This is a genomic window from Ferrimonas lipolytica (assembly GCF_012295575.1).
GTDB classification, from domain to species: Bacteria; Pseudomonadota; Gammaproteobacteria; order Enterobacterales; family Shewanellaceae; genus Ferrimonas; species Ferrimonas lipolytica.
Genome location: NZ_CP051180.1, coordinates 3,422,545 through 3,447,268, shown reverse-complemented (window position 1 = coordinate 3,447,268; position 24,724 = coordinate 3,422,545). Strand labels below are relative to the sequence as shown.

Genomic DNA, 24,724 nt, shown 5'->3' with positions numbered 1-24,724 from the left:
GTGTTGTTCTTTCCAATACTGTAAAAGCACTACCGCCGTTGATCTTCTGCCGCATTGGAGCGGTCCTGCGAAGCGTTTTGGACTGCGACCTAAGCCAAGGGGGGATTCCAAAGGGGGCGAAGCTCCCCCTAATGCATACAAGAATGTGCCGTCGCCACCGCGACATAGCCCCGTTTAAGCGCCACAATCGGTAGAGCCCAAGGCTTGATATAACCCTCAACACTTAACAGTGACGCAGCCATAAAAAAGCCTCGCGACTGCGAGGCTTTTGGGATCTTGGCTAAGCTAGAAGAACAACGCCGATGGTTGGAACAGCTTCTCCACTTCACCAATGTACTTCTTATCCACCAAGAACAGAATGACGTGATCGTCTTGCTCAATGACGGTTTTGTCGTGTGCCATCATCACCTCGTCTTTACGAACGATGGCACCAATGGTAGTGCCCGGCGGTAGCTTGATCTCCTGTATTTGGCGACCAACTACCTTGGAGGTGTTGGGATCTCCGTGGGCAATCGCCTCAATCGCCTCTGCAGCACCACGGCGCAGTGAGTACACGTTGTTAATGTCACCTTGGCGCACGTGGGTAAGCAAGGCTGAGATAGTGGCTTGCTGCGGTGATATGGCGATGTCGATATTGGCGTCCTGCACCAGATCTACATAGGCTTCACGCTGGATCAGTACCATTACCTTCTTGGCACCCATTCGCTTCGCTAGCAGTGCCGACATGATGTTGGCTTCATCATCATTGGTTACAGCGATAAACACATCTTGTTGATCGATCTGCTCTTCGTTAAGCAGTTCGTGATCCGATGCATCACCGTGGAAAACAGTAGTGTCTTCAAGGTATTCCGACAGTAAGGTAGCGCGGTCGCGGTCTCGCTCAATCAGTTTCACATCGTGAAACGGTTCCAACGCACGAGCCAGACCCATGCCGATGTTGCCGCCACCGGCGATAAGGATATTGCGGTAGCTGGACTCCAGCTTCTGCATCTCACTCATTACCGCACGAATGTGCTTGGAGTCGGCAACGAAGAACACTTCATCGTCGGCTTCAATTACGGTAGTGCCACGGGGGTGGATAGGTCGACCTTGGCGGAAAATCGCCGCTACTCGAGTATCGATGTTGGGCATATGCTCTTTCAGGGCTGAAAGGGCATTACCCACCAAGGAGCCACCATAGTATGCCTTTACCGCCACTAAGCTGGCCTTGCCACCGGCAAACTCTAATACCTGTAACGCACCTGGGTACTCGACCAGCCGGTGAATGTAATTGGTCACTAACTGCTCAGGGGCGATAATCTCGTCGATAAAGAAGCGGCCACGGGCATCCGGATCGGCGCTGCCGTTGTGGAACAGTTTATCGCGATTATTGATGAACTCCGGTGAGCGGATCCGAGCAATCTTAGTTGGGGTGCCATACAAGGTATACGCTAAGTGGCAAGCAACCATATTGGTATCATCGGAGTTAGTTACTGCGATCACCATGTCGGCGTCTTCAGCTCCGGCGTCTCGAAGCACGTAGGGATAACCGGCGTGACCATGTACTACCCGTAAATCGAGCTTGTCCTGCAGTGCCGAAAGCGCTTGCATGTCGTTGTCGACTACGGTGATGTCGTTGTTCTCGCCGACGAGGTTTTCGGCCAAGGTTCCACCGACCTGACCGGCCCCTAAAATGATGATCTTCATAAAGTGCTTATTACGCTTTTTTAATCAAACGAGCGTAGTAGAAGCCGTCTCCACCATCTTGCTGTGGAAGCAGTTGCCAACCCGGTTGTTCTGCGCTTTCTTGTGGTTGAATAGGGCTGAGCATAGCATCGCCAGTTTTGTTAAGAAACGCTTTGATCTGCTCGGCGTTTTCTTCTGGTAGTACTGAACACGTGGCGTAAAGTAAGGTGCCGCCCGGCTTAAGAATGGCCCACATCGCATCTAGGATCTCGCGCTGCACTTCAGCCAGTTGGGCGATATCAGCATCACGACGTAGCCACTTGCTGTCTGGGTTACGGCGGATCACGCCGGTGGCAGAGCAGGGGGCGTCGAGTAAGATCCGGTCGAATTGTTGCCCCGGAGCCCACTGCACAGGATAACGAGCATCGCCGTCGCGCAGCTCGGCATCAAGGCCGATGCGGTCAAGGTTTTGTTGCACTCGTTTGAGGCGTTCTTTGCTCAGATCTACCGCTACCATCTTGGCTATTTTCGGCTGACGCTCGAGCATGTGGCAGGTTTTACCACCTGGGGCTGCACACACATCCAATACTTCATCGCCGGCTTGGCAATCTAGCAGTTGAGCACTGCGTTGAGCGGACAGGTCTTGCACTGATACTGCACCGATTTTGAAGCCCGGTAGCTTGGTAACATCAGTGGCCTGGAGTAAACGGAAGGCGTCATCGCTGTCACCCACAACCGCATCAATGCCTTCTTCTTCCAGTTCTTCTAAGTAATCACTGCGACTTTGGCTACTGATGTTATTGCGCAGCCACAGTGGTGGCTGTTGGTTATTAGCTTCAACGACTTGTTGCCACTGCTGTGGGTAGGCGGCTTGTAAGCGTTTTAGTAACCAGCTTGGGTGTAGGGTCTGTACCGTTTCAGCTTCGAACTGTTCGTCCATCAGCTGGTCGATATTACGCTGTAGACTGCGTAGTACCCCATTAACCAAACCTGTCATGCCTGGGGCGCGCAGTTCACGGCATGCTTCTACGGTTTCAGAGATCACTGCGTGGCTGGCTACCCGGGTGTGCTTGAGTTGGTATAGACCCGCAAGTAAGACACAGTGGATTATCCGTTTTTTGCCGCTTAGAGGTTTCTCTAGCTGCCGACGCAGTTGCGTATCCAGCTGGGGCAGGGTGCGCATCACCCCATAACAGATCTCTGCCAGCAGACCTTTATCTCGGCCATCGACGTAGTGGCGCTGGGCACGTGGCAGTGCTTGTCCCATCGATTGGCCTTGGTCAATAACCGCTAAAATTACGCGGGCAGCGTCAGCGCGCAGATTGGAGTTGCTCATGACAGTTGGGCACCTTGGGCGAACCACTCTTTACGAGCGTTTAATACGTCCGCAGCGGCCATCGCTTTCTTGTTAGGGATTTGGATTGATTCAAGCAACAGAGCGCCGTTACCACAGGCAACGACGATACCTTGTTTATCGGCTCTAAGGATGGTGCCAGCCACGCTGTCGTGGGCTTCATTCAATGGTTGGCATTGCCATAATTTAATGGTGTTGCCAGCGCACTGGAAATGACTTACTGGCCATGGGTTGAATGCTCGTACTTCGCGCCACAATACCACCGCTGATTTACTCCAATCTATCGCCGCTTCCTCTTTCGAAAGCTTGTCGGCATAGTTAGCTAGCGCGTCGTCTTGTACTTCCGCTACGGCAGTGCCATTGGCCAGTTGTGCTAGTGCCTCAATCAACCCTTGTGGACCAAGCTTGGCCAGCTTGTTATATAAGCTGGCGGAGGTGTCGGTAGCCTCAATTGAACAACTGACTTTGTGCAGCATTGCGCCGGTATCCAGACCAACATCCATCTGCATAATGGTTACACCGGTTTCGGCATCACCGGCCCAGATCGATCGCTGAATCGGGGCTGCACCACGCCAGCGCGGTAACAGTGAACCGTGCACGTTAATGCAGCCTAGGCGCGGCATATCGAGTACAACTTTTGGTAAAATCAGGCCGTAAGCGACCACCACCATAATGTCGAAGTCGATCGTATCCAGCTCTTGCTGGGCTTCTTCGGCACGCAAACTCTTTGGCTGATAAACTGGTAACTGGTGCTGCAGAGCTAACTCTTTTACTGGGCTAGCAGTCAGTTTTTTGCCGCGACCAGCAGGACGATCTGGTTGGGTATAAACACCAACTACGTCGTGTTTGCTATCGAGCAGGGCTTGTAGGTGATCCGCTGCAAAGGCCGGAGTACCGGCAAAAACGATTTTCAATTGAGACACTGTCACTCCTAGCCGTGCTTCGCATCAAGGCGAGCGGCTTTTTCTAGCTTTTGTTTGATGCGCTGACGCTTGAGTGGCGACAGGTAATCAACAAACAGCTTACCTTGTAGGTGATCCATTTCATGCTGGATGCAGATGGACAACAGTTCGTCTGCTTCAACGGTGAAGGTTTTACCGTTGCGATCAAGAGCTTCTGCAGTTACTTTTTCGGCACGTTCGACCTTGGCGTAGATCCCTGGAACGGACAAACAGCCTTCATCGTTGATGAAATGACCGCTTTGTTCGAGTATCTTTGGGTTAATAAATACACGAGGTTCGCTTTTATCTTCAGTCAGATCCATCACAATCAATTGGATGTGTTGGTCAATCTGTGAGGCAGCTAGGCCAACGCCACGTTCTTCGTACATGGTTTCGAACATATCATCGATCAGCAGCTGAAGATCAGCGCCAAAATCGGTAACTGGTTGGGCTACGGTGCGTAAACGTTCGTCGGGGAAACGGAGTACTTCTCTGATGGCCATTGCGTATCTCGTTAATTGTTAATTGGAAATTAGTAGCTGCAAGGGTTAAGTTTGACAGCTGATGGGTAATTTTAACCCGTTGCTGGTGGTAATGACAAAATGACCTGCAACAACCTTATACACAAGGAAGTGGTATGAACAAATTGGTGGTTTTTCTCGCGGCCGCAATAACGTGCTGCGCATGGGCAGACACGCTAACGCTGAAGCCGGGCCATCCCGACGCCTACGTTGTGAAAAAAGGCGACACGTTGTGGGATATCTCAGCCATGTTTTTGGACGATCCTTGGCGCTGGCCAACATTGTGGGGGGCAAACCCACAAATTGCCAACCCCCATTTGATCTATCCCGGCGATGAACTGACCTTAGTCTTCATCGATGGCGTGCCACGCTTGGTCCGCAAGGGCGGCAAAGCTAAGGTTCGCTTGAGCCCTGGGATGAACACTACCGCCAAAGGCGGCCCAGTACCACCAGTGCCATTGTCGTTGATCGAACCCTACCTGTCTTTCCAACAAGTTATCTCTCCTGAGCAGCTTGAAGGGATCCCGCGGGTTATGGGCGGCGAACGCGACGCAGTTGGCTACGTTAAGAATGATGTGGTGTTTGTTCATGAAGAGCTTGAGATTGGCGCACGCTACGGCTTATATAAGAAAGGCCGTCCGTTAGTCGATATCGACGGTAAAACCCTATTGGGGTTGGAAGTTGAACTGGCTGCGACCGGTCAGGTTATTGAGAGTGGTGAAATCTCTAAGGTGAAGCTATTGAACTCACGCCAAGAGATAGTTGCCGGTGAGTATGTGATGCCGATTACCGATGCATCGCTATTGCCATCTTACTTCTTACCGCATCCTGCACCGGATGAGATTCACGGCAATATCATTGCTTCGAATTCCAAGAACACTGAGATCGGGGTTTCCCAAGTCGCGATTGTTAATAAAGGCAGTGTTGATGGGGTTAAAGAGGGACAGGTTTACGCCATTCATCGCCAAGGTGACCAGATTGCCATTGATAAGAATAACGAAAATCGCCCTTACCGTGAAAAAGAGGATCTGCGAGCTTATGACAAGGTGGTAACCCTTTTGGGTGATGGTCGCAGCGTCGTATTGCCAAAGGTCTACAGCGGAGAGTTGATGGTATTTAAAGCGTACGACAAAGTTAGCTTAGCGCTAATTGTTAATGGTCGCCGTCCAGCCCGCCTAGGCAATGAAATCATGGCGCCAGTGCCAATGGTGCTTGGCACTAAGCGTGACTGAATTAAGTCACTGGTTGAGCTTCGCGCTATGGCGTGGGCTCAACCGGCGCGATAAGCGCAGGCTGTTACAACACGCCGACGTAAGCGCCATTATCGACCAACTAGAAGCCGGGGATCGCCCCGGCTTTTCTATGAGCAATTGTGAACAAATGTATCAACCACAGCCTCGTCTGGTTGAGGCTGCCCTATCTTGGTTACAGGATGGGGCCGAGCGACATATTATTCCCATCACTGCTAACTCATATCCTGAATCGCTCCTTAATATTGATGACGCGCCGTTGTTATTGTTTGCTCAGGGCAACATCGATTGCATAGCTCAGCCTAGTATTGCCATGGTGGGGGCACGTAATGCCTCCGCCGCTGGGCGAGAGCTAGCATATAGTTGGGCCAATCAGTTGGCCGGTGCCGGTTGGGGGGTAACATCGGGGTTGGCACTTGGTATCGATGGCGCTTGTCACCAAGGCGCACTGGATAGTGGTGGTAGTACCATTGCGGTACTTGGTAGTGGCCTTAGCAATATATACCCGAAACGGCATCAAGCGTTGGCTCAACGTATTATTGATCAGGGCGTGCTGCTTTCTGAGTATTGGCCTGCTCAGGGGCCGCTAAAGCATCATTTTCCCCAACGTAATCGTATTGTCAGCGGCTTAAGCTATGGTTTGGTGGTGGTCGAGGCAGGTTTGAAAAGTGGTTCATTGATTAGCGCTCGTTTGGCTGCAGAGCAAGGCCGTGAGGTGTTTGCTGTTCCTGGTAGTGTGCATGACAATGGACGCCATGGTTGCCATTGGTTGATCCAACAGGGTGCTAAATTGGTGACTGATCCGGTCGATATTATTGAGGAGCTAGCGCCACAGTGGCGCTTTCAACCTTCGTTACTGGCAACACAGTTGCCACCATCCACTTTGTTGGATAGTGTGGGTTATGAAGTCACACCGGTTGATATTGTGGTACAGCGCAGTGAATTACCGGTTGAGGTTGTGATAACACAACTGATAGAGATGGAACTGGATGGTTTGGTGGTAGCTGTACCCGGTGGCTATGTAAGGCGAAAGGGAGGCTGATTATGTTCGATATTCTGATGTATCTGTTTGAAACATATGTGCAGAGCGAGGTCGAGTTACTGTTTGACCGTGAAGAGTTAACGGACGAATTAAATCGTGCTGGTTTTCGTTCTGAAGATATTGGTAAAGCGTTAATTTGGATTGAAAAGTTAGCTGAACTGCAAGGTTCTGATCGCAAACCTTACCTAAATGGCGCTAAACCCAACAGTGTCCGTATCTACCATGCTACGGAACTGCAGCGCTTGGATACTGAATCACGCGGATTCCTGCTATTTTTGGAGAATATCCAAGTATTAACGGCCGCAACACGAGAAATGGTGATCGACCGTATCATGGAGCTCGACGGTGAGCCGTTATCGCTCGATGACCTGAAGTGGGTGGTGTTAATGGTACTGTTCAATGTACCTGGAAATGAGCACGCTTATAGCCAGATGGAAGATCTGGTGTTTGAACAACCCGAAGGGCTGCTTCATTAGGAGCCACTCCAACAGGCGCTACGGCGCCTTTTGGGGACTGTGTACCAATTAAGTGTTGTTCTTTCCAATGCTGTTAAAGCACCGGCTAGGCGAGTTTTAATACAAGGGGAAGGCACTACCGCCGTTGAGTTTCTGCCGCATTGGAGCAGTCCGGCGAAGCGTTTTGGACTGCGACTTAAGGCAAGGGGGATTCCAAAGGGGGCGGAGCTCCACTTTGGGTGCCGTCGCCACCGCGACATCCTCCCCGAAAGCACCAAATCGGTGAAGCCGAAGGCTTAAGATAAACTTCAACAGCTAACTACGACACAGCCCTTTTTGTTGCCTATTGCCTTCACAATCAGTTGCCATCTACGGCAACTTACCTGATAAAATTGATCTAATTACCTTTTTGGCGGACGGGCCATGTCTAAGATTGATCAGCAACTATTTACTACCCATGAGCACGCACTCGAACGTGATCAGGGAGACTGCCCGAACTGTGGCAAACCGTTGCAACTTAAACATGGTAAACACGGCGCCTTTATTGGCTGCAGTGATTATCCTCAGTGTGAATATCATCGCCCTTTGGTGGAGAAGGCCCAAAGCGAAGATGAGATCATGGAAGGTACCCAATGCCCTAAATGCAGTCGACCATTGGCGCTCAAATCGGGTCGTTATGGCTTTTATATCGGTTGTAGTGGTTACCCTGAATGCGACCATATTGTCCGTCAGGATGAAACGGAAGTCACTGAATTACTACCTGTTTGTCCCCAATGTAAAAAAGCAGAATTGACTGCCCGAACCAACCGCTTTGGTAAAAAGTTCTATGCGTGTAGCGATTATCCGAGCTGCAAATATCTATTGAATGAAAAACCAGTTGCTGAGACCTGCCCAGATTGTGGTTGGGGGGTGCTAGTGGAAAAAAAAGTGCGCGGTAAGAGGACGCTGTGTTGTCCCCAGCGTACCTGCAAACATCAACAAGAACGGATATAATCCGATCCGCAAAATAACAATAAATATCCCTACTTAACAAAAGGAATTACCTCAATGACCACCCCATTTGTTGCGGTATTGATGGGCTCAGACTCAGATCTGCCTATCATGCAAGCCACTCTAGATGTTCTAAGAAAGCTTGAGATCCGCTTTGAAGCCAAAGTAACTTCTGCTCACCGTACCCCAGCTGCAACCCACGCTTACGTTACCGATGCTGAAGCGCGCGGTTGTAAGGTGTTTATCTGTGCTGCAGGACTAGCGGCTCACCTTGCTGGTGCTGTTGCTGGTATCACCACTCGTCCAGTGATTGGTGTGCCTATCGATAATGGTCCACTGCAAGGTCATGATGCACTGTTATCCACGGTGATGATGCCTGGTGGTGTTCCGGTTGCGACCGTTGCTATTGGCAGCGCAGGCGCGAAAAACGCAGGTTACTTGGCTGCACAGATGCTGGCTGTAGGTGATGACGACCTAGCGTTAAAAGTAAAACAAGAGCGTCAACAAGCGGCTGAAGCGGTTCAAGCTAAAGACGCAAAACTGCAAGCTAAGCTGGCGGAGTAAGCCAATGAGTCGCTTCATTACCGTAGCCGAAGCGGGAGAGATCATCGGCCAGGGTGGGGTAGTCGCCTATCCCACTGAGGCTGTTTATGGCCTTGGCTGTGCTCCCATGAATCAAGCGGCAGTGGAGCGACTACTGCAGATCAAACAGCGCCCTGTCGATAAAGGACTTATCTTGGTAGCGGCCAGCTATGGTCAGCTATTACCCTTTGTTGACGATGAGGCGCTGACTCGTGCCCAGCGCGATAACATACTTGCTCGCTGGCCTGGACCCTATACATGGGTGATGCCGGCGCGCAGCTCAGTGCCTAAATGGCTTACTGGCAAGTTTGGCACCATCGCCGTGCGTGTGTCTGCTCACCCAGTGGTACAGGATCTTTGTACCGCCGCAGGGATGCCGGTGGTTTCCACCAGTGCTAACCTTTCTGGTCAACCGTCATTAACTCAAGGGCACGACGTTACGGAACAACTTGGTGAGCACCTTGATGGTGTGGTGATGGGGCTGGTCGGCGGCAACGTCACCCCATCAACCATACTTGACGCTCTAAGTGGCAACGTACTTCGCAGTTAATCTCTTCCTATATAGAAAGGAATCTATGCCAATCCAATACGATGCGGTAAGAGCCTACCTAACCGCTTTGCAAGATCAGATCTGCCACCGTTTAGAGCAGCTCGACGGCCAAGCACAATTCGTGGTCGACAGTTGGCAGCGCCCAGAGGGCGGCGGCGGTCAAAGTCGTGTGCTCACTAAGGGACGGGTATTTGAGCAGGCGGGCGTTAACTTTTCTGAAGTTGCCGGTAGCCAATTACCAGCGTCTGCAACAGCCCATCGGCCAGAATTAGCTGGGCGCCATTGGCGTGCGATGGGCGTTTCTTTGGTTATCCACCCCAATAACCCGTACGTCCCAACCAGCCACGCGAATGTGCGCTTCTTTGTTGCTGAAAAAGAGGGAGAGCAACCGGTTTGGTGGTTTGGCGGTGGCTTTGATCTTACCCCGTTTTACCCATTCGATGATGATGTCCGGCATTGGCATCAGGTTGCATCCGATCTCTGTGCCTCATTTGGGCCAGATCACTACAATAAGTACAAAGCATGGTGCGATGACTACTTCCTCCTGAAGCACCGTAATGAAACTCGTGGAGTCGGAGGATTGTTTTTCGATGATCTCAATGATGCGGGTTTTGAACAGAGCTTTGCCTTTATGCAAGCGGTAGGCAATGGTTTTATTGATGCCTACGCACCGATTGTCGAACGTCGTCATGACACGCCTTATGGCGAGCGAGAACGGCAGTTCCAGCTGTACCGTCGCGGCCGTTATGTCGAATTTAACCTGGTGTTCGATCGTGGCACCCTATTCGGGCTGCAATCTGGTGGTCGAACCGAGTCGATCTTGATGTCGATGCCGCCATTAGCGCGGTGGGAATACCAATACCAACCGGAGCAGAACAGCGCCGAAGCGAAGTTAACCGATTACCTACGCCCGCGAGACTGGCTGCAAGAGTTGGATTAATTTGCCGCGCGATAGTCAGTAATTTGCGTCGATATTGGGTACCAGCGTATAACACTGGTACCCTTTTTTAGGCTGTGTCGCGGTGGCGACGGCACCCAAAGGGGAGCTTCGCCCCCTTTGCCTTAGGTCGCAGTCCAACTTCGCTGAACTGCTCCAATGCGGTAGAAGCTCAACGACGGCAGTGCTTAACCCTTTGTATCGGGGCTCGCCTAGCCGGTGCTTTAACTGTATTACAAAGAACAACAACACTTAATTGGTACACAGCCCTTTTTTATTGGAACCAACGTATGGATCGTTATACTGTTTTTGGTAACCCTATTAGCCAAAGCAAGTCCCCTTTTATCCACCAACGTTTTGCTGAGCAAACGTCGCAGCGTCTTGTCTACGATACGCAGTTGGCGCCAATCGATGGGTTTGTTGAAGCGGTATCTGCGTTTCGTCGTGCTGGCGGCTGTGGCGCCAATATTACGGTTCCCTTTAAGCAGCAAGCTGCTGCGCTATGCGATCAATTGAGCGAGCGTGCCAAACGTGCTGGTGCCGTTAATACCTTACACTGGCTCGAAGATGGGCAATTGCTCGGGGATAATACCGACGGCGCTGGGCTAGTGGCCGATCTCTATCGACTGGGGATTACTCTGGCAGGCAAGCGGATACTTATACTTGGTGCCGGTGGGGCAGTTCGCGGAGTTCTGGCTCCACTTCTGTCTGAATCGCCACAAGAGATAGTTATTGCCAACCGCACTGCCGCAAAGGCGGCACAATTGGCGCTAGCGTTTCATGATATGGGCACCATCAGTGGTGGTGGCTTCGAGCAGATCCACGGTAACTTTGATCTGATTATCAATGGTACTTCAGCCTCACTTACAGGTGAAATGCCACCTCTACCTTCTATAGAGGTTAACCAAGGATGTGCCAGCTACGACATGGTATATGGTATCGACCAAACCGTGTTTCAAAAATGGGGACAATCCATTGGTATCAACGATAATTACAGTGGCGTTGGTATGCTAGTACAGCAGGCGGCGGTTAGCTTTGGCTTGTGGCGTGGGGTTGAGCCCAATGTTGAGTCGGTATTGTCTGCATTGATAGAAGAAACTGGGGTAGCACCATGAATCAACAGATCCTATTTAACGACCTGCTCGATATCAAATGGCAACAAGGTACTGTTGCATTTTCAGCGCAGTGGGGCGGAAGTTCGGTCTTGTGCCTTATTGGAATAGATCAGCTGGCTAAGCGCAGCGGTCAAACCATCGGTAACGCCGAACAAGCCGGAGTGGTGTTTGAGCAGCTGCGGTTTGAGCTGGAAGAGGAGGCTGAAATCCTCATTGAGGATGAAGCGTTTGATGCCCAAGGGCGAATCTGGCTTGGGCATCCAGCCTGTTAATCTTGTTGGGCGAGGTAAGCGTCTTTCAATTTAACGTAGTTTTGGGCCGATTCTGTTAAGAAAGCCAATTCAGCAGGCTTAAGTGGTCGTGCCTGCTTTACCGGGCTACCTATATAGAGGAAGCCTGACTCCAACCGCTTGCCCGGTGGTACCAAACTTCCAGCACCGATCATCACATCGTGTTCGACGACAGCACCATCTAAAACAATGGCCCCCATACCAACCAGTACACGGTCGCCGATCTGACAGCCATGCAGTAATGCTTTGTGACCAACGGTAACGTCATCGCCAATCAATAGCGGGAAACCATCGGGCTGAGCGTCATGTTTACGAGTAACGTGTAACACGCTGCCATCCTGAATGTTGGAGCGTTTACCTATACGAATGTAATTAACGTCGCCCCGAGCAGCAACCAATGGCCACACGTTGGCATCTTCCGCTAATTCAATATCGCCATAAAGCACCGCACTTTCTTCGACATAGCAACGTTCACCAAGTACTGGAGAGTGTTGTTTGAATGCTTTTGTTGTCATTGTTTGCTCCTTAAATTACGGCAATTGACCTAATGCTAAGCGGATCGTTGTTATATTGAGCGTACAGTTGCCAACTAGCAAGGTAATGCTTGTGTCACTCCGACTTATGTCTATAATGCGCTTCCTGTCGACGAGGCAACACAGCAATGCTGATGTAGCAACGATTGATATAGCGTCAGTCACCACGTTAACTTCTCATATAAGTCCTTGACTTGATAAGTTAACTGGTTAAAATGACGCTCTGCTTCGAACCTTAAGCTGAAACGCTTAAAACACGAAGTTTGGCTTCAAAAAGAAATTCAAATTTCTGCTTGACGGCCGCTGAGGAAAGCGTATTATACGCACCTCGCTTCGGTAACGAAGCAACGCTCTTTAACAATTTGTCAGACAATCTGTGTGGGCACTCACGTAGAATTGAGAAATCATCATTTTCTCGATATTTACTGAGTGACTATACGAAATTCAGTATTCATTGAGTGTCTAGCTCTTAGGAGTTGGACAAAAAATCAAATCTTTAATTGAAGAGTTTGATCATGGCTCAGATTGAACGCTGGCGGCAGGCCTAACACATGCAAGTCGAGCGGAAACGATGATGATGAACCTTCGGGGGATTCATTAGGCGTCGAGCGGCGGACGGGTGAGTAATGCTTAGGAATTTGCCCAGTCGAGGGGGACAACAGTTGGAAACGACTGCTAATACCGCATACGCCCTACGGGGGAAAGGAGGGGACGCTTCGGCACCTTCCGCGATTGGATAAGCCTAAGTGAGATTAGCTAGTTGGTGAGGTAAGAGCTCACCAAGGCGACGATCTCTAGCTGGTTTGAGAGGATGATCAGCCACACTGGGACTGAGACACGGCCCAGACTCCTACGGGAGGCAGCAGTGGGGAATATTGCACAATGGGCGAAAGCCTGATGCAGCCATGCCGCGTGTGTGAAGAAGGCCTTCGGGTTGTAAAGCACTTTCAGCGAGGAGGAAAGGTCAACGGTTAATACCCGTTGGCTGTGACGTTACTCGCAGAAGAAGCACCGGCTAACTTCGTGCCAGCAGCCGCGGTAATACGAGGGGTGCAAGCGTTAATCGGAATTACTGGGCGTAAAGCGCATGCAGGTGGTTTGGTCAGTCAGATGTGAAAGCCCCGGGCTCAACCTGGGAACTGCATTTGATACTGCCAAACTAGAGTCCTTGAGAGGGGGGTAGAATTTCGGGTGTAGCGGTGAAATGCGTAGAGATCCGAAGGAATACCAGTGGCGAAGGCGGCCCCCTGGCAAGAGACTGACACTCAGATGCGAAAGCGTGGGGAGCAAACAGGATTAGATACCCTGGTAGTCCACGCCGTAAACGATGTCTATTAGGAGGTTGTTCCCTTGAGGAGTGGCTTCCAAAGCTAACGCATTAAATAGACCGCCTGGGGAGTACGGCCGCAAGGTTAAAACTCAAATGAATTGACGGGGGCCCGCACAAGCGGTGGAGCATGTGGTTTAATTCGATGCAACGCGAAGAACCTTACCTACTCTTGACATCCAGAGAAGCGACCAGAGATGGACGTGTGCCTTCGGGAACTCTGAGACAGGTGCTGCATGGCTGTCGTCAGCTCGTGTTGTGAAATGTTGGGTTAAGTCCCGCAACGAGCGCAACCCTTGTCCTATGTTGCCAGCACGTAATGGTGGGAACTCATGGGAGACTGCCGGTGATAAACCGGAGGAAGGTGGGGACGACGTCAAGTCATCATGGCCCTTACGAGTAGGGCTACACACGTGCTACAATGGTCAGTACAAAGGGTTGCCAACTAGCAATAGTGCGCTAATCCCATAAAGCTGGTCGTAGTCCGGATTGGGGTCTGCAACTCGACCCCATGAAGTCGGAATCGCTAGTAATCGTAGATCAGAATGCTACGGTGAATACGTTCCCGGGCCTTGTACACACCGCCCGTCACACCATGGGAGTGGGCTGCAAAAGAAGTGGGTAGTTTAACCTTTCGGGGAGGACGCTCACCACTTTGTGGTTCATGACTGGGGTGAAGTCGTAACAAGGTAGCCCTAGGGGAACCTGGGGCTGGATCACCTCCTTAAACGACATGATTACTTGTTTTGCGCTGAGTGTTCACACAGATTGTCTGATGAAATGTAAAGAGTGATTGAGAACCCATTCTCAATCAACGGTGACGGGTCTGTAGCTCAGCTGGTTAGAGCGCTCGCCTGATAAGCGGGAGGTCGGTGGTTCAAGTCCACTCAGACCCACCAACTTCTTTGAAGTTGTCACCAGGAAAAACTCGATGGGGCTATAGCTCAGCTGGGAGAGCGCCTGCCTTGCACGCAGGAGGTCTGCGGTTCGATCCCGCATAGCTCCACCATCTTCCTCCCCTAGTTTGGGGATGAGAAGCCAAAGCTAATTGCTTCTAGATAATAGAACAATTTACCTTTGGCTTTTTTTAGGCCTAGGCCTAATGAAAACCTTGCTCTTTAAAAATTTGGAAAGCTGATAAAATTTTCTCGAGAAACTGTAAGAGTTTCTAAATAAACAATCTTACAAGTGTCTAAAGATATCCGGCGTTACACCTCCTACCCGGAGCGTGTAACTAACGAAAACATTTGGTTGCGGCATATTACGATGCTGAGTTTGCATACTCAGAAGCGTATTGCGCAGGTATTTGGTTCTCAATCGCGGAGAAACGAGAGTGAGCGAGGAAGTTAGCTTTTGCTAATGACCGAAGTGAACGAACGGTTCAACAAAGAGTGAGATTCAAAGACCAAGCAAGACCCCTTGGGGTTGTATGGTTAAGTGACTAAGCGTACACGGTGGATGCCTTGGCAGTCAGAGGCGATGAAGGACGTAGTAACTTGCGATAAGCGTAGATTAGGTAGTAACAACCGTTGAGTCTACGATTTCCGAATGGGGAAACCCACTTGCATAAGCAAGTATCATTAACTGAATACATAGGTTAATGAGGCGAACCTGGGGAACTGAAACATCTAAGTACCCAGAGGAAAAGAAATCAACCGAGATCCCCCTAGTAGCGGCGAGCGAACGGGGGTTAGCCCTTAAGCATTTTAGAAGTTAGTGGAACAAGCTGGAAAGCTTGGCGATACAGGGTGATAGCCCCGTACACGAAAACGACTTTAGTGTGAAATCGAGTAGGACGGGACACGTGATATCCTGTCTGAACATGGGGGGACCATCCTCCAAGGCTAAATACTCCTGACTGACCGATAGTGAACCAGTACCGTGAGGGAAAGGCGAAAAGAACCCCTGTGAGGGGAGTGAAATAGAACCTGAAACCGTGTACGTACAAGCAGTAGGAGCCCACTTGTTGGGTGACTGCGTACCTTTTGTATAATGGGTCAGCGACTTACATTCTGTAGCGAGGTTAACCGAATAGGGGAGCCGTAGCGAAAGCGAGTCTTAACTGGGCGTCGTAGTTGCAGGGTGTAGACCCGAAACCCGGTGATCTAGCCATGGGCAGGTTGAAGGTGCCGTAACAGGTACTGGAGGACCGAACTCACTAATGTTGCAAAATTAGGAGATGACCTGTGGTTAGGGGTGAAAGGCCAATCAAACCGGGAGATAGCTGGTTCTCCTCGAAAGCTATTTAGGTAGCGCCTCGTGTCTTACCATTGGGGGTAGAGCACTGTTTGGACTAGGGGGTCATCCCGACTTACCAACTCCATGCAAACTCCGAATACCAATGAGTACAATCACGGGAGACACACGGCGGGTGCTAACGTCCGTCGTGGAGAGGGAAACAACCCAGATCGCCAGCTAAGGTCCCAAAGTACTAGCTAAGTGGGAAACGATGTGGAAAGGCTTAGACAGCCAGGATGTTGGCTTAGAAGCAGCCATCATTTAAAGAAAGCGTAATAGCTCACTGGTCGAGTCGGTCTGCGCGGAAGATGTAACGGGGCTAAGCTAGTCACCGAAGCTGCGAATGCTTATTTATAAGCATGGTAGAGGAGCGTTCTGTAAGCCGTTGAAGGTGGATTGAGAAGTCTGCTGGAGGTATCAGAAGTGCGAATGCTGACATGAGTAACGTTAAAGGGAGTGAAAAACTCCCTCGCCGGAAGACCAAGGGTTCCTGTCCAACGTTAATCGGGCAGGGTGAGTCGACCCCTAAGGCGAGGCCGAAAGGCGTAGTCGATGGGAAACGGGTTAATATTCCCGTACCGCTAATTACTGCGATGGAGAGACGGAGAAGGCTAGGCTAGCGCGGCGATGGTTGTCCGCGTTTAAGGTAGTAGGCTGTTCACTTAGGCAAATCCGGGTGAACGTTAGGCTGAGAGCCGATGACGAGGTGCTACGGCACTGAAGTAGTTGATGCCATGCTTCCAGGAAAATCTTCTAAGCTTCAGGTAATTAGAGATCGTACCCCAAACCAACACTGGTGGTCAGGTAGAGAATACCAAGGCGCTTGAGAGAACTCGGGTGAAGGAACTAGGCAAAATGGTACCGTAACTTCGGGAGAAGGTACGCCGCTGACGGTGATGGAACTTGCTTCCTAAGCTATTGGCGGTCGCAGATACCAGGTGGCTGCAACTGTTTATCAAAAACACAGCACTGTGCAAACTCGTAAGAGGACGTATACGGTGTGACGCCTGCCCGGTGCCGGAAGGTTAATTGATGGGGTTAGACTTCGGTCGAAGCTCTTGATCGAAGCCCCGGTAAACGGCGGCCGTAACTATAACGGTCCTAAGGTAGCGAAATTCCTTGTCGGGTAAGTTCCGACCTGCACGAATGGCGTAATGATGGCCACGCTGTCTCCACCCGAGACTCAGTGAAATTGAAATCGCAGTGAAGATGCTGTGTACCCGCGGCTAGACGGAAAGACCCCGTGAACCTTTACTACAGCTTGGCACTGAACATTGAACCTACATGTGTAGGATAGGTGGGAGACTATGAAACTTTGACGCTAGTTGAAGTGGAGTCAATCTTGAAATACCACCCTTGTACGTTTGATGTTCTAACGTAGGTCCCTTATCGGGATTGCGGACAGTGCCTGGTGGGTAGTTTGACTGGGGCGGTCTCCTCCCAAAGAGTAACGGAGGAGCACGAAGGTTGGCTAATCACGGTTGGACATCGTGAGGTTAGTGCAAAGGCAGAAGCCAGCTTAACTGCGAGACAGACACGTCGAGCAGGTACGAAAGTAGGTCTTAGTGATCCGGTGGTTCTGAATGGAAGGGCCATCGCTCAACGGATAAAAGGTACTCCGGGGATAACAGGCTGATACCGCCCAAGAGTTCATATCGACGGCGGTGTTTGGCACCTCGATGTCGGCTCATCACATCCTGGGGCTGAAGTCGGTCCCAAGGGTATGGCTGTTCGCCATTTAAAGTGGTACGCGAGCTGGGTTCAGAACGTCGTGAGACAGTTCGGTCCCTATCTGCCGTGGGCGTTTGAGAATTGAGAGGGGCTGCTCCTAGTACGAGAGGACCGGAGTGGACGAACCTCTGGTGTTCCGGTTGTATCGCCAGATGCATTGCCGGGTAGCTAAGTTCGGAATCGATAACCGCTGAAAGCATCTAAGCGGGAAGCGAGCCTCGAGATGAGTTCTCACTGGAACTATAAGTTCCCTAAAGGGCCGTCGAAGACTACGACGTTGATAGGCAGGGTGTGTAAGCGTTGTGAGGCGTTGAGCTAACCTGTACTAATGACCCGTGAGGCTTAACCATACAACACCCAAGTGGTTTTGCGGATATCGCAGAGCTTGTGAGATTGTAGAGAAAGTCAGCTTACCAAATTTACGTTTTTTGTCTGATGACAATAGCGCTGTGGCCCCACCTGATCCCATGCCGAACTCAGTAGTGAAACGCAGTTGCGCCGATGGTAGTGTGGGAGTTCCCATGTGAGAGTAGGTCATCGTCAGACTCCAATTTAGATTAAAGCTCGTCTCTTTGAGACGAGCTTTTTTCATTCAAATTAGTGCTGATATAGCTCAGTTGGTAGAGCGCACCCTTGGTAAGGGTGAGGTCCCCAGTTCGACTCTGGGTATTAGCACCATTATTTCGATTAAGCCCTGTCCTTTGGACAGGGCTTTTTTCGTTTCTGGCGTGTGTAAGTGATGGGGCGAGATAGTAACAATGGAAGCGCTGTTGTTGCGCTTCCCTGCGCATCGAACCCAGTTACATTAATAATGCCTTGAGTCTGCTACTGATGTTGTTGAGCATAACGGATAAGCGCTTGGCGATTTACCTTGATGCCATTACTGCTATGGTCGCTAGGCCATGCTAAGAAGCGGCGGGGGCGCATAAACCGTGCAAGCTTCTTATTAAGACGTTTCTCGACTGTGGCTTGATCGTAGTCGCCTTTAATTATAGCGACTGGTAGTTGGCCAAACTCACTGTCATCCACCGGCGCTACGATTACCTGTTCTACCCCTTCGCAACGACTGATAACTGCTTCAATCGCTTCAGGTTGAACGTTTTCACCGCCGCTGATAAACATATTATCGGCACGGCCAAGGATCTTAAGTTGCTCGCTGATCCATTGACCTCTATCTCGTGTGGCAAACCAGCCTTCTGCATCCGTCGCAGCTTCGATTTTACCGTTTAGGTAGTAACCCATAAACAAGCATTCACCCTTTACGTGGATGATGCCGTCAATGATCTCAATCTGGCGGCCAGCCAATGGGAAGCCGGCTAAGCCCTGAATGTTCGCTGGACCGGTGGTGATCTGGGAACCCATCTCAGTCATACCATAGCTAGTCAAAGCCCGAAGCGGAAACTGCGCTAATTGTTCTGCCAAACGAGTTGGGATAGCCCCGCCACCGAGTAAAATGACTTTAACCGTTCCTAGTATGCTCGTTGCATCATCTTTGGCAATCAGCCGTTGCGCCTGAGTCGCGACCATAGACACATGGGTTATCTGTTGGGGTTGCAGACATGCTTCAGCCGCTTTGTTGTCTGGCAGAACTGCAGTTGCTCCGCTGAGTAGGCAGCGGAATAGGATAGCCAAGCCACCTATATGGTACATCGGCAATGATAGCAACCAGCGGTCGCCTGCAACCAACGGAGTTTGGTCGAAGCTGCCTTCTGCTGCAGCAAGTTGCTGCAGCAAACTGTGGACTGCTGCTTTAGGTGTGCCACTAGAGCCAGAGGTTAATACCATGGTTGCTGGCAGGTCGGTATCCAGCTGCCACAGACGTTCACCTTCATTCTCTAAGATGGTTAGTGGTTTAACGTTGTTAAAGGTCGAGTGGTCAGCAAAGATGAATTTAATGTTCAGCTGGTCGATTAACTGTTGCTGCTGCTCCGGCGGAAAGCGAGTTGATAGGGGAATAAACACCGCTCCGAGACGAAAACAGGCATACATCAACACGATTGCTTCTATCTGGTTAGCACCGCAGTAACCTACGTGGTCACCATTTTGTACCTGCTGCTTACGCAGATCGTTGCACAGGCCTGTTACTCGGCTATCAAGTTGAGCGTAATTGAGTTGCTGTGCTTGGCCATCGATTGCGATGGCTTCACCCCAACGACGGGCAGCGCTTTGCAGCGGGCATAAGATCATTGCCATAGTGGCTCCAATTGGGATTCGGTTAACAGTGGCCGCTTTGGCAGCCACGGGTTCGGTTGGCACAGATCGTAGGTAAGTGGACTCAATGTATCCAGGCCGGGTGTTTCGGCTGGAGTCAGTTGTTGCGCTAGGGTGGCTAGCGCCAATAGGCCCAGATTGCTTTCGAAGCTAGAGGATAGCACACAGGCTACACCATCCTTATGGGCAGCGGAGATGAGATGCTGTAGACGGTCGATGCTACCGATGATTGTTGGTTTGAGTACCAGCGCAACTACACCGGAATGTAATTGATATTGGTAGTTAGGTGCTTGAGTGCTTTCGTCGAGTGCTAACGGCAAACCGGTTTGTTGGTGGACAGCTAAGCTATCGCTGAGGTGAAGGCATGGTTCTTCTACATAATCGATACGTTTAACGTCGATCTGCTTGGCAAATTGCATCGCTTGGCTGCGTTGCCAGCCTTGATTTGCATCAATCCTAAGGCGCAGATCTGGCCGTGCTTGTTGCAACTGTTGAACCAATGAAATCTCGTCAGTAAGCGCGTTTCTAGCTAGCTTAAGTTTCATGGTGGTGTTAGCACTCACTAGCGCTTGCCTTAACATTTGCTCAACGTTCCCAACCAATAACGGCACTGTTTTTGTGACTTGTTTTGACTGCTGGTTTCGAGCCATAAAGCGACCAGAGCTGATTGCAAATTGGGCTGCAGGGGGAAGCTTATCAATTGCTTGTTGTTGACAACACCAAGCTAACAACGCCTGTTGGTTTTGCTCAATAGTATCGTTGGAAAATCCTGGTAGTGGCGCGCAATCGCCCCAACTTATCTGACGTTTATGTTCAAATTTGAGCAGTAAACCGTGACGATATCGGAGCTGTTTGCCGGCAAAGCGCAGTGGGGTCTGAAGCGGGTTTCGATATCGGTAGAGCGCGGTCGCGACAATCACAAGGCGCTGGTTTGTTCTAGCTGATAGAGATCATCGTGAAGATCAGCGAGTCGTTGCTCCGCTAATTTATGGCAGTGCTCGAGGGCGTGGTTGTAGATCTCCGGTTCGACCTGCTTCACCACAAACTGCAGCAGAAATTCCGCTTCAAATTGACCAAGGTCTACATCGAATTCATCACTGCAGTATCGTTGCACCTTGAGGGCCAGCGCCTCCTCCTGTTCACGGCTGAATTTAACTATAGGCATGGATATCGTCCTTGAATGTCGCAACTAACTGAGCTGGCCGAGCAGCGTAGCAATAAATTCAGCGGGTTGGCTGGCGTGAATGTTATGGCCCGCGTGCTCAATCAAGCGATGGTCGAGTTGAGTTGATGGCCATTGCTTGGCCATTTCGGTGTATTTACTGTCCCGATCGCCGGTCATTAGTACGGTTGGAACTGCTAAGTCGGCCATATCCTGTTGGTGGCCCATGCTGGTGCCAAGGAACATAGCAGCGAGGGCTTTGGGATCATTACCGAGCCTCTGAACTATCATGGTTTGCCGGCGCTCTTCGCTCATCTCTGCAAATACAGGCTGGCGATACCACTTGTTGAGGAAGGCGCGCATTCCTTGCTGCTCCATCAGCTGTTGCCAACTTGCATCATCCTTCAGCCGGACGGTTTTACCCAATTCAGTTAGGATGCCGCGATTGGCGGACTCAAGGGTCAAGCTGAGTATTCTGTGGGGGTATCGTTTTGCGATGTGCATTGCGATGCGTCCACCTAGGGAGTAGCCAAACAGGTTAAAACGCTCGGCCGGGACTTGCGTCAAGATGAGATCCATTACTTCATCAAAGGCGGGTATGGTCTCGACTTGGACTTTATCGCTCTTGCCATGACCAGGGAGATCAAAGGCTAAGCAATGGCAGCGTTTACCCAAGGACTCAGCAAATGGCATCCATTCTAAGCTGCTGCCCATAAAGCCATGCAGCAGTACCAGCGTTGGTTTGGTTTTATCGCCCCATTGGCGGCAGTGCAGTTGTTTATCCACGGATCTGCTTCGCTGTGGCCACAATCAGATCGGCAGATTCACCGGCAGGAACCACGACTTCAACGAGGGTGGTGCCGTTGCGTGATAATGCTTGCGCCATCTGAGTTTGCAGCTCAGTTAGGGTGGTCGGTTGCTTATATTCTAACTCAAATTGGGCGGCGATATGTTTAAAGTTTAACCCATGGCCAAGCCGATAGTAGTTCTCGCGTAGCTGCTCATTTGGCACCGGTAGCATATTGAAGATACTGCCACCGTCGTTATTGAGTGCCATGATTACAATCGGTTGCTGAGTCTGGCGCGCTAATGCCAATGAGTTGAGGTCATGCAGCGCTGAGATATCGCCAATGGCCATCAATGTGGCTTTGCCATTGCCCCGCGCGACGCCACAGCAGGTAGCAAACAAGCCATCAATACCTGAGGCGCCACGATTGGTGAACACTGCTGCTGGCTGTGCCTGTGGTTTTGCCAGCATATCGAACAAACGAATTGGCAGGCTGTTACCGATAAACAGGTTGTTATTGGCATTGGCGAGCGCAGATAGCGAGCGTATTGCTGATAGCTCAGTTAGTTTGCCGTATTCATGTTCAGCAAACTGTTGTTCCAGTTGTTGATTAAAGCGAGCCAATGGCTTGGCCCAATTCGCTTGGGTTGAGGTTGGCCATGGCAGTTGACAGAAGCTATTGATGCTACCAACAAAGCTGCTCTTACGCAGATGGCTAGGATCGAGATTTCGACGTACCGGTAAACAGTGCCATAACGCTTGCCACTGGTGGTTGTCGATAAAGTTAATGAGCCGTTTTGACAGTAAGCGGCCACCAAACCACAGCAAGGTGTCTGCCTGTTGCAGCAGCAGCTTAGCATCGTCGTGGTGGAACAGTTGGTCAATGTGGTTGATAGCGTCTGGGTGCTGGCGCAACTGTGATTGCGCATCCGCTAGGATTGGCCAACCGAGCCGTTTGGCTAATGCCAAGATCTGCTCTGGTTGTTGCTCTGGGCCTATGGTTGCAGCAACGATAACGCCCTTGCCTTGGGCTAATTGTTCAATCTCAACGGTGGTTGGCAATGCTTGCTGCTGCATGGCTGGCAGTGATAACCACGGAGTTGTCTCTTGTCGCCATGATTTTATTGGCGCTAGGTAGTGGCTGAAGTCAGTGCGGCTGCCATCCGGATACAACGGCTCACGGAACATGCAGTTGATGTGCAGTGGGTGCTGTAGATCTGCCATGGCATGATCAAGTTGAGCCAGTAAGGCCTGTGGTTGAATGTTGAGATCCGCAGCCGGTAAATCGAGTCGCTTAGCGTAGTCCGCAAAAATTGCTGGTTGCACTATCGCTTGGTTAGCACCGCAATCGATCAGCTCTGGCGGTCGATCTCCAGACAACACGATTAGCGGTACATTGGTTTGGGCTGCTTCCACTAGCGCAGGATAAAGGTTGGCTACCGCAGTGCCAGAGGTGGTAATGATGGCCACTGGCGAATCAGTGGATTTGGCTAACCCCAATGCCATAAAGGCGAGGCCACGTTCATCAAAGTGGGTGTGGCGCTGGAGGCTTGGGTGGTCGGCGGCTGCCAGTGTTAATGGGGTAGAGCGAGAACCGGGGGCGAGGCAGATATGCTGTACACCTAAGCGGTGTAACTCTTCAACAATCAGCCGCGCCCAAGTTAGATTTAGATCGGCGCTGTGGGTCATAGTCCGTTGAGGATCCCAAGTACGGTAGTTAATTTGTTATTCAGCTCTTGCCACTCGTCGTCGGCAATGGAATCGCTAACGATACCTGCTCCAGCGAAAAGGGTGACTTGACCCGGCTGAAAGCGGGCGCTGCGAATGGCGACCGAAAATTCTGTGTCGTTGGCACCTAAGTAACCACAAGCACCAGCGTACCAGCCGCGTTCAAACCCTTCCCGCTGGCGAATGAAATTCATTGCCGCTGCCCGTGGTAATCCACCGACGGCAGGAGTTGGGTGTAGTGCTTGCAGCAGTTGCAGATCGTTAACCCCAGCCTTCAATTCGGCCCGAATGTTGCGGTGCAGGTGCTGGATATGATTAAGCTTGAGAATACTTGGTGATTCTTCTGCTCCAACGTATTCGGATAACGGTGAAAGCTGCTGTTCGATATGTTCACGCACCAGCTGATTTTCGTGGCTATTCTTACCGTCGTTGAGTAGCGCCTGTGCTAATGCGTCATCTTCGCTGTCGGTAAAGCCACGTATGGTAGTCCCGGCCAGCGCTTCCGTTGATAGCTCACGCCCTAACCGCTGGTACAATCGCTCAGGGGAACAGCTAATAAAGGTTTGTTCTGGACTGAACTGGAAGCCATATTGATAGCTGGTTGGGTTGAGTAATCCCCAGCTGTGCAACACTGTCCATGGGTTAGGCAGGGTGTTGCTGTGCAGTTGGGTTTCTCGAGCCAATACCACCTTAGGGGTGTTGGCAATAAAATTAGGGTTGGTTACCTGCTCAATCAGATCCTGCCAGCGACCTCGACTTGGCAGTTCGCTGCGGTTGATTACATGGGCTGGGGCCAAAGGTGGCAATGGTTTGGCTGGAAGTAGTGTAGCCAGCGTTGCACGTGCCGCTGCTAAGTCATCATTCCAGTCGTCGGCTGTGACTGACAGTATCAGTCGGCTTTGCTCACCTATCTGACGGATCTCTACTCGTGGTAATACGAACCGTGCTTGGCCATAGCCTTGCCAAGCGGGTTGTTCTGGATCGAACGATACGCCGCCATACAGACGCATGAGGCTGTCAGGTGTGGCGCGCAGATAGTTGTTGTAGAGTTGATCCAGCTTTTCGGTAGCAGGGATCTCTTCCAGCAGATAATCTTTGGCGGCGCCAATGGCAGCCACCTGCTCGCCGTCTCGACGACCTCGCCAATAGATTTTGGGGTAAGCCGTTTGATTCGCTAGCCAAGCCAGCAATGGCAACTCCTCTAGGTTCTCCACAAGCTGAACGCAACGTTCAGGTGGATTACCAAGAGCCAATTGCTCCAGTCTGAGCTGTAAGCGCGCAATGGCACTGCTCAAATTGTTCTGTTGTGTCACTA

At 51.0% G+C, this 24,724-nt stretch carries 20 protein-coding genes, 3 tRNA genes and 3 rRNA genes; 15 read left to right on the top strand and 11 right to left on the bottom strand.

All coding sequences use genetic code 11. The features are described from left to right. Positions 1–285: 285 nt before the first annotated feature. The 4 genes from trkA to def are packed head-to-tail and all read right to left on the bottom strand — an operon-like array spanning position 286 to position 4,463. Entirely contained in the window at positions 286–1,686 is a 1,401-nt protein-coding gene (trkA, locus tag HER31_RS15615; RefSeq protein WP_168661933.1) for a Trk system potassium transporter TrkA, read from the bottom strand. Between the two features lie 10 nt (positions 1,687–1,696). Next, the gene (gene rsmB / locus HER31_RS15610) at positions 1,697–3,001 is read right to left on the bottom strand and encodes a 16S rRNA (cytosine(967)-C(5))-methyltransferase RsmB (RefSeq protein ID WP_168661931.1); all 1,305 of its coding nucleotides are present in this window, start codon (positions 2,999–3,001) and stop codon (positions 1,697–1,699) included. Next, positions 2,998–3,942, bottom strand: coding sequence for a methionyl-tRNA formyltransferase (gene fmt / locus HER31_RS15605; RefSeq protein ID WP_168661929.1), 945 nt, complete (start codon positions 3,940–3,942; stop codon positions 2,998–3,000). Before fmt ends, rsmB begins: the two co-directional genes overlap by 4 nt. 8 nt (positions 3,943–3,950) lie before the next feature. Further along, positions 3,951–4,463: a peptide deformylase gene (gene def / locus HER31_RS15600; RefSeq protein WP_168661927.1), complete on the bottom strand. Its 513-nt coding sequence runs from the start codon at positions 4,461–4,463 to the stop codon at positions 3,951–3,953. Positions 4,464–4,597: 134 nt separating this feature from the next. Here def and HER31_RS15595 point away from each other — a divergent pair, with 134 nt between their 5' ends. From HER31_RS15595 to HER31_RS15555, 9 genes are all read left to right on the top strand, one after another. Then, complete coding sequence (locus HER31_RS15595; RefSeq protein ID WP_168661925.1) at positions 4,598–5,713, top strand: LysM peptidoglycan-binding domain-containing protein; 1,116 nt, start codon at positions 4,598–4,600, stop codon at positions 5,711–5,713. After that, entirely contained in the window at positions 5,706–6,773 is a 1,068-nt protein-coding gene (gene dprA, locus HER31_RS15590; RefSeq protein WP_238786851.1) for a DNA-processing protein DprA, read from the top strand. The genes HER31_RS15595 and dprA overlap by 8 nt, the downstream gene beginning before the upstream one ends. A gap of 2 nt (positions 6,774–6,775) precedes the next feature. Next, positions 6,776–7,249: a DUF494 family protein gene (locus tag HER31_RS15585; protein WP_168661923.1), complete on the top strand. Its 474-nt coding sequence runs from the start codon at positions 6,776–6,778 to the stop codon at positions 7,247–7,249. 402 nt (positions 7,250–7,651) lie between these two features. Beyond that, positions 7,652–8,221, top strand: a complete 570-nt coding sequence (locus HER31_RS15580) for a DNA topoisomerase family protein (protein WP_168661921.1) — start codon at positions 7,652–7,654, stop codon at positions 8,219–8,221. Between the two features lie 54 nt (positions 8,222–8,275). Next, entirely contained in the window at positions 8,276–8,782 is a 507-nt protein-coding gene (gene purE / locus HER31_RS15575; RefSeq protein WP_168661919.1) for a 5-(carboxyamino)imidazole ribonucleotide mutase, read from the top strand. Positions 8,783–8,786: 4 nt separating this feature from the next. After that, a complete protein-coding gene (gene tsaC / locus HER31_RS15570; RefSeq protein ID WP_168661917.1) occupies positions 8,787–9,350 on the top strand; it encodes an L-threonylcarbamoyladenylate synthase type 1 TsaC in 564 nt (187 codons plus the stop codon). A 25-nt stretch (positions 9,351–9,375) separates the two neighbouring features. Continuing rightward, positions 9,376–10,290, top strand: coding sequence for an oxygen-dependent coproporphyrinogen oxidase (gene hemF / locus HER31_RS15565; RefSeq protein WP_168661915.1), 915 nt, complete (start codon positions 9,376–9,378; stop codon positions 10,288–10,290). Between the two features lie 287 nt (positions 10,291–10,577). Next, the gene (gene aroE / locus HER31_RS15560) at positions 10,578–11,402 is read left to right on the top strand and encodes a shikimate dehydrogenase (protein WP_168661913.1); all 825 of its coding nucleotides are present in this window, start codon (positions 10,578–10,580) and stop codon (positions 11,400–11,402) included. Beyond that, positions 11,399–11,674, top strand: a complete 276-nt coding sequence (locus HER31_RS15555; protein WP_168661911.1) for a DUF1488 family protein — start codon at positions 11,399–11,401, stop codon at positions 11,672–11,674. The genes aroE and HER31_RS15555 overlap by 4 nt, the downstream gene beginning before the upstream one ends. Here the strand turns inward: HER31_RS15555 and HER31_RS15550 are convergent. After that, positions 11,671–12,207: a gamma carbonic anhydrase family protein gene (locus HER31_RS15550; RefSeq protein WP_168661909.1), complete on the bottom strand. Its 537-nt coding sequence runs from the start codon at positions 12,205–12,207 to the stop codon at positions 11,671–11,673. The genes HER31_RS15555 and HER31_RS15550 overlap by 4 nt on opposite strands. 515 nt (positions 12,208–12,722) lie before the next feature. On the opposite strand from HER31_RS15550, the gene HER31_RS15545 reads away from it, so the two are divergent. From HER31_RS15545 to HER31_RS15520, 6 genes are all read left to right on the top strand, one after another. Next, positions 12,723–14,279, top strand: a 16S ribosomal RNA gene (locus HER31_RS15545). A 95-nt stretch (positions 14,280–14,374) separates the two neighbouring features. Continuing rightward, positions 14,375–14,451 (top strand) — tRNA-Ile (locus tag HER31_RS15540). A gap of 34 nt (positions 14,452–14,485) precedes the next feature. After that, positions 14,486–14,561 (top strand) — tRNA-Ala (locus tag HER31_RS15535). Between the two features lie 422 nt (positions 14,562–14,983). Continuing rightward, positions 14,984–17,871, top strand: a 23S ribosomal RNA gene (locus HER31_RS15530). An 81-nt stretch (positions 17,872–17,952) separates the two neighbouring features. Continuing rightward, a 5S ribosomal RNA gene (rrf, locus tag HER31_RS15525) occupies positions 17,953–18,067 on the top strand. The 16S, 23S and 5S rRNA genes sit together here with 3 tRNA genes alongside, the layout of an rRNA operon. Positions 18,068–18,123: 56 nt before the next feature. Next, positions 18,124–18,199, top strand: a tRNA-Thr gene (locus HER31_RS15520). A gap of 147 nt (positions 18,200–18,346) precedes the next feature. Here HER31_RS15520 and menE read toward each other — a convergent pair. The 6 genes from menE to HER31_RS15490 are packed head-to-tail and all read right to left on the bottom strand — an operon-like array spanning position 18,347 to position 24,722. Beyond that, on the bottom strand, positions 18,347–19,714 hold the full coding sequence (menE, locus tag HER31_RS15515) for an o-succinylbenzoate--CoA ligase (RefSeq protein WP_168661907.1): 1,368 nt from the start codon (positions 19,712–19,714) through the stop codon (positions 18,347–18,349). Then, the gene (menC, locus tag HER31_RS15510) at positions 19,705–20,652 is read right to left on the bottom strand and encodes an o-succinylbenzoate synthase (RefSeq protein WP_168661905.1); all 948 of its coding nucleotides are present in this window, start codon (positions 20,650–20,652) and stop codon (positions 19,705–19,707) included. The genes menE and menC overlap by 10 nt, the downstream gene beginning before the upstream one ends. Beyond that, positions 20,649–20,897 (bottom strand): DUF2164 domain-containing protein, encoded by a 249-nt coding sequence (locus HER31_RS15505; protein ID WP_168661903.1) that lies wholly within the window; start codon positions 20,895–20,897, stop codon positions 20,649–20,651. Before HER31_RS15505 ends, menC begins: the two co-directional genes overlap by 4 nt. A gap of 24 nt (positions 20,898–20,921) precedes the next feature. Continuing rightward, positions 20,922–21,680, bottom strand: a complete 759-nt coding sequence (gene menH, locus HER31_RS15500) for a 2-succinyl-6-hydroxy-2,4-cyclohexadiene-1-carboxylate synthase (RefSeq protein ID WP_168661901.1) — start codon at positions 21,678–21,680, stop codon at positions 20,922–20,924. Continuing rightward, on the bottom strand, positions 21,673–23,370 hold the full coding sequence (gene menD / locus HER31_RS15495; RefSeq protein WP_168661899.1) for a 2-succinyl-5-enolpyruvyl-6-hydroxy-3-cyclohexene-1-carboxylic-acid synthase: 1,698 nt from the start codon (positions 23,368–23,370) through the stop codon (positions 21,673–21,675). The genes menH and menD overlap by 8 nt, the downstream gene beginning before the upstream one ends. After that, a complete protein-coding gene (locus HER31_RS15490; RefSeq protein WP_168661897.1) occupies positions 23,367–24,722 on the bottom strand; it encodes an isochorismate synthase in 1,356 nt (451 codons plus the stop codon). The genes menD and HER31_RS15490 overlap by 4 nt, the downstream gene beginning before the upstream one ends. Positions 24,723–24,724 lie beyond the last annotated feature (2 nt).